The organism is Arenibacter nanhaiticus, assembly GCF_900141935.1.
Taxonomy (GTDB): Bacteria; Bacteroidota; Bacteroidia; order Flavobacteriales; family Flavobacteriaceae; genus Arenibacter; species Arenibacter nanhaiticus.
In genome coordinates, this window is sequence record NZ_FQYX01000009.1 from 64,880 (window position 1) to 81,206 (window position 16,327).

The following is a 16,327-nucleotide window of genomic DNA, read 5'->3' on the forward strand; positions in this document are numbered from 1 at the left end:
GAGCACTATCGTTCCAGGTCATTTAATAGTCTATTTGCCCGGTTTATGTTGGAAGTATAGCATTTTAACACCTTTTTGCTAAACAGATAATAAAAAATAAAGGCAAGAGGCAAAAACCAAAACCAGAATGGCTTAAATGGTTGACTAAAAATATCTTCTCCGTTCATAAGCTTAGAAGTAACCGGAATTAGTATGATCATAAAAACAAACCCTATGTAAACACTGGTTTTCTGTAGTCTTTGGAACCTTTGTTTATTCTTGGAGAATTTTTGAACCACATCTTTATAGTTGTTTTCCGAAACGTCTATATGCTGCATGCGTCTTAAGTATATTAATGACAAGAGAGGCAGTACAATCATTATAATCAAACTAATACTTCCGCAAACCCGCAATAGCCAGGTGTCCAATTGATAAAAATTAAATAGGATCGCCAAAGCACCAAATAAGGCTATAATTGCCCCATAGCTTTCGGGTCTTGAAATCTTGTTTAAATTGTTTTTATAATTTTCCTTTGTCATTTTTAGGATAATGTCGTCAGTAACAGACTTTTGAGCCTCTAATTTACTGCTCATTTCTTCCCAAGCGCTGCGTAGTTCTTCTAAATCCATGGCTTTATGTTTTAACAATCTGTTTTCTTAATTTTTGTTTTATCCTTGAAATCCTTGTACCCACATTGGTGGTTGTTATACCTATGATTTCAGCAATTTCATCATAAGATTTACCTTCTAAAAGAAGTAACATAATCCCTTTGTTGAAGGTATTTAACTGTTGAATATGGTGGTATAGGATCCGTATACGTTCCTCGTATGAATCGTCAAAATGAGCTGTTTGCTGTAAGATTACTTTTTCTATAGCCACTACCTGGTCTTTTCTTTTTGTTCTTTTAAGGTGAGTGATGGCCGTGTTAAGAGCAACACGGTATAGCCAAGTACTAATTTTGGACCGGTTTTTAAAAGAATCAAAGGACTTCCAAAGTTGGTATACTATTTCTTGGTACAAATCTTTTTGATCTTGACCATTGTTTGTATAGATAGTGGTGATTTTAAATATCGCTCCCTGATTGGTTTTTATCATTGAAATAAAATCGGCTTCCTTACCCATAGTGGCCCTTCTTTTTCTTATTAGTACCTGATTTCTTATGAAAATCACAAAAAATAAAGAGTTTTCTAAAAAAAACACTTTTAAACCGATAATATTAGTCCTTATGTTCATTTATTAAGTGATTCGACCTTTGTATTAGGTGGCTTCTACCCTATTAGGAATGGATATTGAAAAGCCTTTTACATTATGTAAAATAGAATAGACGTTATAATTATTAAGTTTGTTTTTTAAATTGAAAATATATACATCTAGGAGAGTAGTGCTAGAGAAATATTTCTTAGTAGCAGCTTTCTAATAGGTATCGTCTACAAGGCGCCAGTTTAACTGCTTTTCACAAAAAACGTTACTTATGACGTAAGAGCACATTAAGCAGTAGAAAAAATATTAGGAACCAATAGCGTCCTAAACGATTTGAGCCAATCTTTGCAAACACTTTATATATCTGTATTTTAAAAGATTTTTGACGATATGGGGGTCTTTTTAAAGGTTTTATTTTTCTCTGGCCTATCGAAAATTTATCGTAAAATTTGAAGGAGGATCGAACGTTAAGAAATAGTCCAGTGGACTATTTTAGTGAAGAGGCCAGCTTGCGCGTTGGAGATTTTAGGCTGTCTGAGCTAAACGAATTATCCTATTTAGCTGTTTTTCAAAAGCGAGTTCCTAAAATTTAGGTGCTGACAAAAAAATATTCTGAATGAATCATTTCGCAAGAAAGGCCAACGCTACGGCTGGCTCCTCCAGCCAAAGGTACACTATACCTTTGACTCTCGACCCTAGTTCGTTTTTTATTCATGGCTTGTCTATTGTTTTTTAAAGGAATTCATGAATGCTCCGCATTTCATCAATGGAAAAAATGAACAGAATTAGTATTTAGGACAGAACTGATTAGGAACTTATAATTATTAATTATACCCAAAAAACCGATCTGTCACATTTTCCATACTTAATGGTAAGAAATTTTCAAATACGAGAATTATCAAAAGGCTATAATTTTGGAATTTTTCCTTACTCTTAGACCACCCTCTTCCCTAATTGGGGTGAATTTTGGAACGCCATTAACATTATGTAAAATAAAAAAACAGGTAGCATGTGTTTTTTTTAGAATTTTCAATAAAGTAAAGCCCTGTAGTCAGGAAATTCTTAATTAGGAAATCGTTGGTCCTATACTTTCAGGTGGTATCTTACTTAGGATCTCATTGGCTCTAGATGAAAAATAACAACGGTCAAATTAGAGTACTTTTCTTAAAAATCTTCGTTTTCCATAATTTTCATATTCCGTATCATTGTCCGGAAATTTTTAAATACGCGATTTATGGAAAGTTCTATTTTTTAGAATTTTTGAGATTTCAGCTTGTTCTTACCCCCCCCCTTCCTCACTGAGTAGGAATTTTGAATCGCCCTTAATATTATGTAAAACAAAAAAAGCTTGGGTTTTTCTAAAGTTTTGTGTGAGCTAGGATTTATGCCAAGGTGAAGAAAATTTGCGTTAGGGACCGCGGCGGCATCCCCGCAGCGGAGCAAGGGATATAGACAAGGGCCCGACCGACGAAGGAGGGAACGCCCAAAACGGTATACTTCTTATCTCCTCAAAAAAATTGAATATAAAGCTACTCTTGTTGTTTCAAAACATCATTTGCTATTTTCTATTGCAGTTTTAAAAAAGCAAGTTTCTACTTTGGGATCTATCCAACACAAGATTTATCATAATTTTCATATTCCGTACTGTAAGTTCATAAATTTTGAAATAAGCGATTTATCAGAACCCGAAAAAATTATATAATGTAGAGTTTCCTCCCCATCCATAAACCTCCTCTCCCCTATGGGGAGCTATTTTCGGACCGACCTTAACATTATGTAAAATAGGTGTTGTTGGCGTATTTATTTTCTTGGGACGAGCATAGACCTTGGAAAATAATAGTATAAGAAGGAGATAAAACAACCCGACAATTTGAACTGTCGCGTTGTTAATAGTAAAAAAAGAAAGGTTTAAAATCTAACCGATACCTTTGCCTGGGCAAAAAATGGTGTCCCCGGTATAAAATGAATTTCTTCATCAGGCACCTCTTCGTTTTGCAATCTACTACTCGATGCAAACTGAGCTTCTTTCCATTTGGGGTCAAAAACGTTATCGATAATCACCCGAAAACTCCAATTTTTCAGCCTATCGTTCAGGTTTATATCTAACAGCGATACTGCCACTAACTGAGGATCTGTGATCTCTGTGGTTATGAAGAAGAATACGGCAATACCTTCATTAGATCTATAAAAGGATGCTCGTGTGTTAAATGGATACGGGTTTTATCCCGATGATAGCCTATTTTTGGAACTAATTCCTAACTTCCTTAGTTAACGTCCTATGTAGTATTTTTTCAAAAGGGGATACATAATGATATAATTCATGAGGGTTACTCCGATAATGATTTAAAATAAGCGTTTATTAAATTGTCATAGGCAGCTAAAGTATCTACATCGATTTCCTTGCCTTTTGCCGAAACACTGACCACCTTTCCCTGGTGCTTTTTAATGATTTCCTTAGCCCCGAAATCACCATTTAGTCTACCTAAATCCTCGAAATATTCGAGTCCGAATATCGCTGGTACCCCTTGCCTTTTAGTGTATTTGGTTGCCACAATATGACTTTTGTTCTTTTTAAACGCTTCTATCAATTCGTCCAAATAACATTCGTCTATTAAAGGTTGGTCGGCTAGCATCAATAAAATTCCTTCATAGGGAAATGCTGCATCCCTTAGATGGTTTACGGCAAAAGATATGGAATTCCCCAGCCCCAATTTCCAATCCTTATTATAAAGAAAGGTCACTTCCTTCCCATCTATTTTAGGCGTAATTTCATCTGCGAAAGCTCCTAATACTACAAATACTTTGCACCCCTTAGAATTCTTGGCGCTGTCAATGGCATTCCCCAATAAAGTAGTCTTTCCCCATGGCAACAACTGTTTTATGCCTGGCATCCGGGAAGATTCGCCGGCAGCCATAATCAATACTGCTATTTTTGAGCGCTCCTGAATCATTTTCTCTTAATCGTGAATTCCTGTTTTTTTATTCTTTAAGCGCACCGGTTTTTTATTTCTTGTAACCGAAAGTATTTCTGCCATGATTGCGATTGCAATCTCCTGTGGGGTTTCTGCCCCAATATTCAGTCCAGCAGGACCATGAATTCCATCTATAAATTCATAGGACAATTCTGGACAATGCTCCATAAGTGCCTCAAAAAGCTTTTCCCTTCTTCTATGAGGACCTAAAAGTCCAAAGTAAGCACACTCAATATACTGTAAGGACATTAAAAAATTTAAGTCTTTGGCGTAACTATGGTTCATTAGCATTACCGCCGTCTGCTGATCTACCTCCTCTGTGGGGAAATTTTCGGGTAATACGCTAAGAAACTCATTGGCCCCTTCGAAATCCAATATATTTTTTTCATCCTTAGGATCGGCTACAATGACCACTTCCCATCCTGCCTTTACTGCAAAAGCGCATAGTTGCACTGCATCGTGTTCCGCACCGATAATAAACAATTTAAAACACGGCGACATTTGTTGTTCATAAACGGCCATCTCAGGACTTATTTTTCTGTCTTCAAAAAAACTTAGAGTCTTGCTTCCAAGACGCATCACAGAACCATAATCTTGGTGTGTTCCTTCCTTTTTCTCAAAATAAGATTGAAGTGTAAACTCCTGACGTGCCTTTAGTGCCTTTCTAATACTCTGTGTAACCTCATCTTTAGGACGAAATGGTTCTAGTAAAACATATAAAATGCCCTCGCATCCTAAACGAAATCGCCCATCATAGGTCATTATTTTAGAGGTATTTTCTTTAAAAACACTTTCTGCCTGTCTAATTATTTCCTTTTCTACACATCCTCCACTAACGGCTCCGCTCACACTGCCGTCTTCCAAGATAAGCATACGTACCCCAGGCCTCCGATAAGAAGATCCTTCCAAGGCTACAACGGTAGCTAGCACCGTCTTTATCCCTTTTGTCTTAGCATCGAGATAATCGAGAATAATATTTTTAAACTCATGGGTCATAGTTAAATGATATTTCTTGTGGGAACAAAAGGCACCAAATCGCCCTTATTATAACCCGATTCTCTTGGAGAAAGAATTACAAAACCATCTGTAAGCGACAAACTAGTCAAATCTCCTGAACCGTTTTCCTTTACCAAGGAAGCTAGCATATTTCCCTTATCAAAGGATAGCTTTACTCTTATCAGAAGGGTTAAATCTCCCTTAGCTGCAAAAGCGTCGTTTAAAAACACATTGAATTTTGAAACCGGTAACCCCAACGATTTTTGCAACCAATCTTGAAAATACACTTGGTAATTGGCAAAGGTAGAAGCTGGGTTTCCTGGAAAGGAAAAGATAAGGGTTTTCGTTTCTTTTTGCCGTCCAAACCAAAAGGGCTTCCCTGGTCGTTGAAGTACTTTATGAAAAATCTTTTGCACCCCTAACTCCTCTAAAACTTCGGGGATATAATCGTATTTCCCCATAGAGACTCCGCCACTGAGCAATAAGACGTCATTGAGGAGCAGTGCCTGTTTAAGTTCCTTTTTAATAACACCCCTGTCGTCCAATAAATGCATGTGCCGGGGTCTTATTCCTTCTTGAGACAAGGCGGCATCCAAGGTATAAATGTTCGATTTTCTAATTTGATGCGGTAAGGGCGTTTCTATTACATCAACTAATTCGTTCCCTGTAGAAATAATAGTGGTTTTTGGGAGTTTTTTTACCAAAACCTCACTTCGACCTACAGTAGCTAAAATACCGATTTCTGCTGCTGATATTTTAATTGATTTTGGCAATATTAGGTCTCCCTTTTTTTGATCACTGCCTTCAATATGAATATCCTGCCCTTTTTTAGGAGGCTTGACAATTGTAGCTAAGCCGTTATCAATCTCCAGATCTTCGTACATAATAACCGTATCTATATTAAAAGGCACCATGGCACCCGTCATTATTTCTATACAGTTAGTAGTGTCCTTCAAGGGAATTGGTGGCATACCAGCCGCTAAAACATCTTGTATCTTAAAAACTTTTTGCCCTTGATTAAAAACTTCGAAGTTTATAGCTATTCCATCTTTTGTAGCCCTGTTGAAAGGAGGGAAATTTCGATCGGCAAATATATCTTCTGCCAATACTCTCCCTATGGCGTCTTTTAAGGCTACCTTCTCCTCTCCATAGTTTTGAAAATTATCCATTACTTTTTGATAGGCGTCTGGAAAAGTAATCATGAAAAAAGATTAGAATTATTATTTATAATTGATTTAAGCAACTTCGTTTTTTACTGACAGCTCGATAGAAATTTATTCACTCCGCCTACCACATGATACAAGATAGCTTCCTTATGTAGCTCTTGTAATCGCAGCAAGGCCTTTTCACTACGAATTCCTGATTGGCAGATAAGGTATATCGGTTTTTTAAAATCGATTTCAGCTACTCTTAATTCCAATTCGTCCAAAGGAATGTTCAAGGCTTCAGAGAGCCTAAACGCTTCAAATTCCGCCTCGGTTCTTACATCTATTAACTGAATATTGACCTCTTTGTCTAGCAATTGCTGTAATTCCTCCACGCTTTTCGTAGTTCCAAGATCACAGTATTGCCCGCCATAAGAGCTTTGAAGGGTTTTAATATTCAGATTTTCTGGCTGAAGGGCGAAATTAATTTTTTGATACCTATTCTGTAAGCCATCAAATAACAGCAAGGTTCCGGAGAGTGGCCTGCCCACGCCAGTAATAACTTTTACAGCTTCTAAGGCTTGTAAGTTTCCAATAATACCAGGCACCACTCCCAGCACTCCGTTTTCATTACAGTTGGGAATGTCCTCGGGAGACGGAATACTTGGAAACAAACAACGATAGGTTGGCCCTCCATTATAATTAAACACGCTAAGCTGTCCCTCGAAGCCTTGGATAGCTCCTGACACAAAAGGCTTTTTTAATAAAACGCAGGCATCATTGATTAAATAGCGTGTAGGAAAATTATCGGAGCCGTCAACTACAACATCAAACTGAGCGAATATCTCCAAAGCATTGTCCCTAGTTAAAAAAGTATCGAATAATTTAAGAGATGTTTGGCTGTTTTGGGCTTGTAACCGTTCCGTAACCACCTCTAATTTCGATCGTCCCAAATCCTTTTCAGTATAGAGCACCTGCCGTTGCAAATTGGTGATTTCAACAGTATCATTCTCTATAATCCCTAATGTTCCCACTCCCATGGCATTTAGATAGAGTAAAATCGGAATCCCTAACCCTCCTGCTCCGACAACCAAGACGCGGGCATTGGATAGTTTTTCTTGCGCTTCAGGACCAAATTCCTTTAGCCTTGTTTGACGTTCATATCTATTGTTTTGCATTTTTCAACTCTTACTTTTTAATATTGCAAAAAATCTCTATAAACTGATTTTAAACCAATTAACACACCTTTGCCCATGTGTAGTTTTAAACTTAAAACCAATTATTAATAATTGAATTTTCTCTTTATAGTTGTTTTAAAAGCTTCAGTTTTGTCATAACCTGTTCGTAATCCTCCTGAAAATTGGCATTTAACAACACCTCATCGTTGTCTGGATTCACTATTTTTACATCGGCATTGATTAAGAATTTTCGGGGACAAGAGCCATTACCTTCAGCGAGATAGTCTATAGACTTCTGTAAGCCTTCTGCTTCCCATATAGCGCAAAGAGGCTCTGGCAAGTTATGATCTTTGAGAGTAAATGCTGTCGCAACTTTATTTGGATCCCGTTCTTGAATTAACTGCTCTAAAGCTTTAAGGTTTATAAGTGGAAGATCACAAGCCAAAACCAACCAAGAAGCTTTTGGGTCGCGATTATAGGCGCTTAGCAAGCCGTTATAGGGACCTCTGTACAAATCCTGATCTATTATGGTATTATACTCCTTGGATAGTGTAGCTCCTTGTTCTTTACGGATACTCATAAAAGTAGTGTCGCACACTTGTTCTAATAACTTATAAAGATATTCTCTTTGTGGTTGTCCATGATAACTAATGGTACCTTTATCGGTTCCCATTCTAGAGCTCTTTCCTCCAGAGAGTACAAGACCGTATACTTTATTGGAATTCATTGTCTATTAATTTCAATATTGTTCTCTTTTTAACGGAAGCTTAGTCCTATAAAAAGATGCTATTATATTTTTTCTATATGGAAAAATTCGGCGTAAACTTTTCTTCTTTGTTTACCCTCCTATAGAAGTCATGGAGTTTTCGAATACTCCTTTATATCTTTCCTGTTCTTCAAACCCCGTTTTAGAACGTGTCCCTATTGCTTGAAGAATATGTTCCTCAATATGTTGTTCTGCATTATCGCTTCGCATTACTTCTAATAGATTCGTTCTAGGCTTTCCGTACAAACAAGTGATGACATCGCCAGTAGCAGAAATCCGTAAGCGGTTACAACTACCACAAAAAGTACGACTAAAAGAAGGAATTAATCCAAAAGTGCCCTTATGTCCTTTTATTTGATAGTTTACTGAAGTCGAAGTCTTGGGAGATGGCAATAAGGTAACCTCTGGAAATACAGATATTATATGATTTAGTATCTTTTTATAATTCCATCTTATACTTTCAAATTTCTTGCTCCCCCCGTTAAAAGGCATTTCTTCTAAGAAGCGTACGGAGACCGGATAATGTTTCATCAATTCTAAAATAGGAATAATGTCCTGGATGTTTTGATTTTCTAGGGCAATAAAATTAATGCGAACATTAAAACCTTCGCTAATCAACCGAATAAGGTTATTATAAACAGTTTCGTATTGATCTCTGCGCGTAATTTTTTCAAAAGTCTCTTTGCGTATGGCGTCTAAACTCACGTTTATATTTCTTATCCCCAAGGATTTTAATTCCTCGATATAAGGGCCAATCAATGTTGCATTGGTAGTTATAGAAATATCTTCTAACCCTTCCAAGGTTGATAGCTTTTGCAAGAGCACCATAATATCCTTCCTTACAAAAGGCTCACCTCCCGTAATTCGGATTTTATCAATTCCTTGCCCTACCATGATCTCACTAAGCTTACACAACTCCTTTATAGAAAAAAGCTTTTTGTTTTCAGCAAACTGTATCCCTTCTGAAGGCATGCAATAATTACATCGGAGGTTACAGCGATCTGTCACCGCTAGGCGCAGGTAATTAATTTTTCTATTATGATTATCTACTAACATGTATCTTCCTTTCTTTTATCCGCCACTTACTGGTGGAATCAGCGCAATTTCATCAAAATTATTGATTATTTTGTCATCTTTTGCATAAGAATTGTTCACAGCCACTGCTAATGAAGATAGGGATCTTAAGTCAGGATATATTTTCATCAAATGCGACTTAAGTTCTCTAACAGTCTGTATTTTTCCGGTTCCAATTGTTGTGGAATCCGATATAGCTAGGGTATCAGTACCTATAATATCTTTGGTGATACCAAATAATAAAATTGTCATATTATCCTATGATTGTTTTTGGAGCAGACTTTGCCTGCATCATTTCCGGGAATTTTGAAAACGGTTGTTGCGTAAACCTATTTCCTGTAGCTGCTTTTAATGCATTCGCTACTGCTGCTCCTGCTGGCGGTAAGGTTGGCTCACCAAGACCGGTAGGAGATAGATCGTTTTGGATTAGGTGGGTCTCAATTTCCGGAACTTCCATCATTCTTATTAAGCGATAGTTGTTGTAATTCTGAGATTGGGGCGTTCCGTCTTCAAAAACCAGATCGCCGTACATAGCATGTCCTATTCCATCGATGATACCACCTTCTATCTGATTTTTTGCTCCCAAGGGGTTTACAACGATTCCACAGTCGACCACACAGGTAACTTTTTTAACAACTGGCATCCCATTTTCTATAATTACATCGGCTACCTCAGCTACATGGGTATTATGGCAGTAATAAGCGGCAAAACCTTGATATGTTCCCGATTCTTTTTTACCCCATCCAGATTTCTCTACAGCAACCTTGATGATGTTTTCCATTCGCTCTGGGGAGTATTCAATACGTTTATCGGTAGTGCCTTTTACCTTTTGCAGTAAATCTAACCGCAATTGTATACGATCTACCCCCATCGTTTCTGCCAATTCATCGAAAAAACTCTGTTCGGCGAAGGCTAGGAAATTAGTGTACGGAGCCCTCCAAGCTCCTGTGGTAATATTACTCTTATAATTGGCTACATCTACTTGATAGTTCTCTACAGCTCCAGCAGGAAAGAAATTAGGGATTAAACCATACATATTTCCATTAGCAGCCGCTTCCTTTAAATGGTAAGCGGTAAGCTTTCCATCCTTAACTGCTGCTTTGATCCTGTATTTTATAGCAGGCCTATAAGTGCCCGCCGTCATATCGTCCTCACGGGAAAATATCACCTTAACAGGCTTTCTAATAGCATCGGCTATTTCAGCGACCTCATAGACAAAATCCCCATATAATCTTCTTCCAAAACCGCCTCCCATGCGCGTCATTTCTAAATGCACTTCATTGACGTCTCTGCCCAGCATCCCTGCTACAGCATTTGCCGCAAACTCCGGAGTTTGTACCGGCCCTACCAAATGTATTTTTTCATCCGTAATATTTGCGAAAAAATTCATCGGTTCCATACAATTATGTGGCAGGAACGGCGATTCGTAGGTACGTTCCAGCACCATCTCGGCTTGTGCAAAGGCTTTCTTTATATCCCCGTCTTTTCTTAAGGTGTTAAATTTGTTGCCATCTAATAGCGCCAAGAGCTTCTGATCTTGATCTTGAGTACTTTCTAATGGGGTCTCTGTTACCCAATTAGCCTTTATCGCTTCTTTTGCCTTTAAAGCTTCCCATGTAGTTTTTGCAATAACAACTACCTTGTCACTCGTACTCATCGCTACAGTCCAGTTGCTATTTTCTTCCTTGGTCAGTTCTTTTGCTTTTTCCCCTATTTTTATAATATCGATAACCCCTGGCATTGCTTTGGCTTCTGTAGCGTCATAAGATTCCAGAACCTTCCCAAAAGCGGGAGGCCTTAGCACAGCGGCATATACCATTCCATCTACCTTATAGTCTAAACCAAACAAAGGCTTGCCTGTTATAATTTTCTCGAGGTCGACATTTTTAGCATCGCTTCCGATGATTTTAAAGTCTTTGGGCGCTTTTAAAGTTACATTTTCAGGAACCTCCAAAAGAGCAGCTTCTTTTACTACATCACCATACCCAAAAGTATCTCCGGAAGCATTGGTTATAACGCCTTCCAAGGTAGTACATTCCGATGGGTCTACCCCCCATTTTAAGGCCGCCGCATTCACTAGCATCTGTCTGGCCGTAGCGCCTGTTTGCCGTAAGGGTTCCCATCCAAAACGAATAGACTGGCTCCCCCCTGCTAACTGACGGGTATAATTGTTAGTATCCAAATCACCTTGCTGTACATACACATTGTCCCAAGCAACATCCAATTCTTCGGCAATCAACATAGGCATTGATGTCTTTACTCCTTGCCCTATCTCAGGATTAGGAGCAAATATGGTTACCGCACCATTATCGGCGATCTTAATAAAAGCATTAAAATCGTTAAAGTTCAGCTGTGAGATATCTACAGGAGGAGTAACCGTAGGCTTACAAGCCGTGAATAGATTAAAGCCTATAAGCAGTCCACCACTGGCCAGTGATGAAGTCCGGATAAAGGACCTTCTGCTAAATGTGATCGATGGAGTGGACATGATTTTTTGTTTTTTCTATTTAAAGTTTCTATAGATTTCCGAATTGTATTTCTTAACAATGGAAGATAGTCTTCCGAACTCACGCCATAGTACTAGCTGATTTTGGTAGCAGCAAGCTCTACAGCTTTAAAAATTCGAGTATATGCCGCACATCGACAAATATTGCCATGCATGGCTGCTTTTATTTCTGCTTCACTGGGCTTGGGATTCTTATCGAGAAATGCCGAAGCCGTCATAATTTGCCCCGCCTGACAATAACCGCACTGTGGAACATCAAGCTCCTTCCATGCTTCTTGAACAGGATGGGTGCCATTTTCCGAAAGCCCCTCTATAGTAGTTATAGACTTGCCATCGACAGCATCCATCGTCAAAGAACAACTTCTTACCGCATTGCCTTCTAAATGAACCGTGCAGGCCCCGCATTGGGCAATGCCACAACCAAACTTAGTGCCGACCAATTCTAGATGATCTCGTAACACCCACAACAAAGGAGTGTCTTTAGACACCTCAACATTTTTTAATTTCCCGTTTACAGTGATAGTATACAAAGGCATAGCCGACAGTTTTAAGTTGTTTTTATATGGAATAAGCTACAAGGTACCAAAAATCAAGTAATTTTATTCTTTTCGCCCCCCTTTTTTCACCAAAAAATTAAGACAACAGGAACCATGGTATTTTTAAAAACGGCACGAATATTGATTTCTTACCGAATTCAACCAAAAATAAAATTATGACTAAAAATAACCATAACGACCACCCCTTTATTTCCTTAACAATTATTAACACGCCATATAAACCCTTACCATAATTTTAAATAGATTTGCACCTTGTGCTAGATGAACACTCAAAATTCAAATAATATGAAAATATACTTTAAAATTGCAGCCATTTGTTTTGCCGTAACAATGATTTTCTCTTGTGGCAATGCCGATGACGATGTACGCTATGGCGTAAATACCGGAACCGACGGTGAACTTGGGATGGGTAAACCGGTAGACAATTGTTTAAATCTTGGCGATAGCGAACTAGTGTTGTCTATTCAAGATCAATTTACCACCTTGCCAGGAAAAGTATCTATATTCTTTAAGGTGTCCGACATCATTGGAAATCCGGTTTCTGGACTTCAGGCAAACCAATTTACCATTTATGAACAAGGAAGGAACGATGATTGTTTTAAAACCATATCTACTTCCGAATCCTTTGCTCGTATTTCGCCAAACTCTCAAATATTCAACAACAACACTATTCTTGTACTCGATTTAAGCAATAGTGTATTGAGCAGTAGTTTAGATGAGTTGAAATCGGCCTCTATCAGCTTTATAAACAATGTGATGCCAGCTTCGGATAGCGAATCATTTAAAATGGCCATTTATTGGTTCGATGGGGAAGATAAATTACACTCACTTAACGATTTGACCCATGTGAAACAAAATTTAATCACCGCTATCCAAGGGATCGACAAAGATATCAGTAACGACCCCTCTACCGATTTATATGGCGCCGTGATTAAGGCTACCGATATTGCGACTACCCTATTAAATAAAAGCACCACCGATGACCGTATTGGAGCAGCTTCCGTGGTTGTATTTACCGATGGTACCGATCAGGCTTCCCGTTATACAGAAAGTGTGGCGCTGCAAAAGGTAAAGGATGCCAACAAAAATATCTCTTTTTTCAGTATTGGTTTAGGAGCGGAAATAGACCCCGATATTTTATCTAAAATAGGAAAGACTTATAGTGTATTCGCAAGCAATAAAGCAGAGCTGGAAAATAACTTTAAAGAAATCTCTAGAAGAGTTTCCGAACTTGCCAATAGTTTCTATTTATTTGAATATTGCAGCCCTAAACGAGATGGCAGTGGCGAAAGCAACTTGGCCATTCAGGTGAAAAAAGATGGCAAACAAGGAGCAGTGCAAACAAAATTCAATGCAAAAGGCTTTACAGGAGGTTGTAAATAAAATACACCAAACATACTGATTATCAGAAAATAGGGCATCACATTGACTTGATGCCCTATTTTTTTTGTCAGTATTTTTCCTTACCCCAACAACTATTTCTCAAATACCTACGTATAACCTAACAGAAAACTATTTGTAAAATTTTAATTAAAACAAATGAAAAAAGTAGCGTTAGTTGGTTTATTGGGAATGGCAGTACTTACTTCCTGTGTGTCTAAAAAAAAATATGTAGCCTTAGAAAGTGATTTATCGAACACTAAAAGTGTTTTGATGAAAACACAGGTAGAAAAGGAAGATCTAGAGTCCAAAATGGCCAAAATAGAAGCAAGAGTTGCCGAGTACAACGAAAAAATAAATTCCTTAAAAGAAATTAACGATAGCCAGTTTACCGCTATTGGCGATATTGCTGTAATGAGCAATAACACCAAAGAGAAAATGAGACGCACCTTGAGCAAGGTAGATCCAAGCGAACTAGCGAAAGCTGAAACAATAGAAGACTCTATAAACCTTGCTATTTCTTACAATCTTAAAAAATCGATTTCCGATGAGGACGACGATGTTATTGTAGATATCAACAAGACAGTTGTAATGATCAATATTTCCGATAAATTACTATTTAACTCAGGGAGTTACAGAGTGAGCTCTAAAGCTAATAAGATTTTAGGTAAAATTGCAGAAGTCATCAATTCAGAGCCTAGTATGGAAGTAATGGTAGAAGGACATACAGATTCTAGAACCATTAACACTGCCATGTTTCAAGACAACTGGGATTTAAGTGTAAAAAGAGCAACTTCTGTTGTTAGAATTTTACAAAACAAATACAAAGTCAATCCTGCTAATTTAATAGCTTCTGGAAGAAGTAGCTATATACCGTTGGTAGAAAACGATACTAAGGCCAATAGAGCTATCAACAGACGTACAAGAATTGTAATCATCCCTAATTTGGATAAATTCTTTGCTCTTTTAGATTCTGATAGCATCTAGTCTTATAAACTTTTAGGTCTAACAGTTTTATATAAAAATGAAGGCATCCAAGGATGCCTTCATTTTTTTGTTTTCGCTTATTACAGTCTTCTAGTCTATCCATAGAACCCTATTGGCAAAAGCATTTAAGTTCAATTTCTCATTTTCGGCCTTCACCTGAATCAGGTAAGTTCCGGAAGCAAGATCATCAGGAATTTTCACTCTCCACAAGTGTTTGCTGTTTTGGGTTGCTTTGGGAGTATGAGAGATTTTTTGCCCTTCATAGCGCCCCAATTCTTGTAAGGCATTAAAACGAATGAGTTCTGGAGCAATACCTTCATGTTTTTCCATAGGCACCCACTGATCGTTTCCAAAGCTTATAGAAACTTCTGTACGGGTATCTGCAGCAAATACATTCGCATAAATAAAAGGTTCGTTTAAAAAATTAAGGTCGGTATCCCATTCATTTTTCTCTGGCAACCAAATATTCATTTGATGGTCTTTACCCGATCCGGAAACCTTATAATTCAAGGTGTAGCTTTCTGCCCCTACATCCATTAACCAATAGCCTTTGGGAGTGCCGTCGTACATTAGGGCAAAAGGAACACCTCTAATATCGTGAGATCCTTGCCACCACGCCCCGCAAACCGCGCCTGCGATCAACTCATGCACTTCAGAACGCCCCTCTCTTGGGTGGTAATTATGATATTGGGTATGCGTATGCCCTGTTGCAAAAAACACCTCCGAAAATGGTGCAAGAATACTTAATAACGCTTCCTTATTAACTGTTTCTTCCAGGGGAATGTGCATAAATAACTTTATAGAGGAGTATTCCTTACTTTTTACATCGACAAGGTTCTTAATGAATTCTAGCTGGTTTATATCTATTCTGCCCTCGTATGTTCTTTCCTTTAAGGGGAAGTTATTATTCAGGACTACAAACAACTGCTGCCCATATTCGAATGCATAATAGGACGGCCCAAAGATTTCTTCATAACTTCTATCCCTTTTTTCCAAGCTAGCCTCCCCAAAATTGAGATCGTGGTTCCCTATAACATAGAATATTGGAGCCCCAATAAGCCCTAAGATTTTTGACAAGGGATTAAAAATATCATGATTATCAAATGAAAGATCTCCCAGCGGCACTATAAAATCGGGTTTATTCCGGGCCAATTCTTCAGTGACCAATTTTCCGACATGGTGAACATCGTCCATAACATCTACTTGTAGGTCGCCCAACAAAGCTATTGTAAAGTCCTTTGGCTCTTTATTTTTATATAGTGGAAAATTAAAAGACTTGCTGTTATCTCCCTCTTCCCTGTAAAACTTTGTTTTATTATCAGCGTCTAATCTAGAAATATACCCAGAAGGCTTTACGATAAATATCGGATTGTCATTTATAGTATTAATGCTATAATTACCTTGATTATCGGTAGCTACAATATCCTTCCCGTTACTTACCAAGACACGAGAAAGCCTAGTTTCCTCGCCATCAAGAACACCGTTGGCATTTTCATCTACGAAAACAACACCTTTTAGGGTCCTTTGCCCAATAAGCCCCTGAAAGACCAAGAAAACTAAAAATATAACAAACTGTCGCATATTTTT

General features: G+C 38.0%; 15 protein-coding genes. 2 read left to right on the top strand and 13 right to left on the bottom strand.

Features of this window, described 5'->3' with window-relative positions; all coding sequences use genetic code 11:
* Nucleotides 1-5 precede the first annotated feature (5 nt).
* From BUA16_RS07540 to BUA16_RS07595, 12 genes are all read right to left on the bottom strand, one after another.
* The gene (locus BUA16_RS07540; protein WP_143150472.1) at nt 6-608 is read right to left on the bottom strand and encodes a hypothetical protein; all 603 of its coding nucleotides are present in this window, start codon (nt 606-608) and stop codon (nt 6-8) included.
* 4 nt (nt 609-612) lie between these two features.
* Nucleotides 613-1,212 (bottom strand): RNA polymerase sigma factor, encoded by a 600-nt coding sequence (locus tag BUA16_RS07545; protein ID WP_245795532.1) that lies wholly within the window; start codon nt 1,210-1,212, stop codon nt 613-615.
* Between the two features lie 1,875 nt (nt 1,213-3,087).
* A complete protein-coding gene (locus BUA16_RS07550) occupies nt 3,088-3,300 on the bottom strand; it encodes a hypothetical protein (RefSeq protein ID WP_072764136.1) in 213 nt (70 codons plus the stop codon).
* A gap of 206 nt (nt 3,301-3,506) precedes the next feature.
* Entirely contained in the window at nt 3,507-4,130 is a 624-nt protein-coding gene (locus BUA16_RS07555) for a nucleotidyltransferase family protein (protein ID WP_072764137.1), read from the bottom strand.
* A 6-nt stretch (nt 4,131-4,136) separates the two neighbouring features.
* Nucleotides 4,137-5,147, bottom strand: a complete 1,011-nt coding sequence (locus BUA16_RS07560; RefSeq protein ID WP_072764138.1) for an XdhC family protein — start codon at nt 5,145-5,147, stop codon at nt 4,137-4,139.
* Nucleotides 5,148-5,149: 2 nt separating this feature from the next.
* Nucleotides 5,150-6,349 (bottom strand): molybdopterin molybdotransferase MoeA, encoded by a 1,200-nt coding sequence (locus BUA16_RS07565; protein ID WP_072764139.1) that lies wholly within the window; start codon nt 6,347-6,349, stop codon nt 5,150-5,152.
* Between the two features lie 50 nt (nt 6,350-6,399).
* Nucleotides 6,400-7,470: a HesA/MoeB/ThiF family protein gene (locus tag BUA16_RS07570; RefSeq protein ID WP_072764140.1), complete on the bottom strand. Its 1,071-nt coding sequence runs from the start codon at nt 7,468-7,470 to the stop codon at nt 6,400-6,402.
* Nucleotides 7,471-7,594: 124 nt separating this feature from the next.
* Nucleotides 7,595-8,197, bottom strand: coding sequence for an NTP transferase domain-containing protein (locus tag BUA16_RS07575; RefSeq protein WP_072764141.1), 603 nt, complete (start codon nt 8,195-8,197; stop codon nt 7,595-7,597).
* Between the two features lie 111 nt (nt 8,198-8,308).
* On the bottom strand, nt 8,309-9,292 hold the full coding sequence (gene moaA / locus BUA16_RS07580; protein ID WP_072764142.1) for a GTP 3',8-cyclase MoaA: 984 nt from the start codon (nt 9,290-9,292) through the stop codon (nt 8,309-8,311).
* A 15-nt stretch (nt 9,293-9,307) separates the two neighbouring features.
* Nucleotides 9,308-9,562, bottom strand: coding sequence for a MoaD/ThiS family protein (locus BUA16_RS07585; protein WP_072764143.1), 255 nt, complete (start codon nt 9,560-9,562; stop codon nt 9,308-9,310).
* 1 nt (nt 9,563) lies between these two features.
* Nucleotides 9,564-11,798 carry a xanthine dehydrogenase family protein molybdopterin-binding subunit gene (locus tag BUA16_RS07590; protein ID WP_072764144.1) on the bottom strand — a complete coding sequence of 745 codons (2,235 nt, stop codon included), beginning with the start codon at nt 11,796-11,798 and terminating at the stop codon, nt 9,564-9,566.
* Between the two features lie 92 nt (nt 11,799-11,890).
* The gene (locus tag BUA16_RS07595) at nt 11,891-12,352 is read right to left on the bottom strand and encodes a (2Fe-2S)-binding protein (RefSeq protein WP_072764145.1); all 462 of its coding nucleotides are present in this window, start codon (nt 12,350-12,352) and stop codon (nt 11,891-11,893) included.
* A 306-nt stretch (nt 12,353-12,658) separates the two neighbouring features.
* On the opposite strand from BUA16_RS07595, the gene BUA16_RS07600 reads away from it, so the two are divergent.
* Nucleotides 12,659-13,756: a vWA domain-containing protein gene (locus BUA16_RS07600; protein WP_072764203.1), complete on the top strand. Its 1,098-nt coding sequence runs from the start codon at nt 12,659-12,661 to the stop codon at nt 13,754-13,756.
* Between the two features lie 156 nt (nt 13,757-13,912).
* Complete coding sequence (locus BUA16_RS07605; protein WP_072764146.1) at nt 13,913-14,740, top strand: OmpA/MotB family protein; 828 nt, start codon at nt 13,913-13,915, stop codon at nt 14,738-14,740.
* Nucleotides 14,741-14,830: 90 nt separating this feature from the next.
* Here BUA16_RS07605 and BUA16_RS07610 read toward each other — a convergent pair whose 3' ends face one another.
* Complete coding sequence (locus BUA16_RS07610; RefSeq protein WP_072764147.1) at nt 14,831-16,321, bottom strand: calcineurin-like phosphoesterase C-terminal domain-containing protein; 1,491 nt, start codon at nt 16,319-16,321, stop codon at nt 14,831-14,833.
* Between the last annotated feature and the right edge of the window lie 6 nt (nt 16,322-16,327).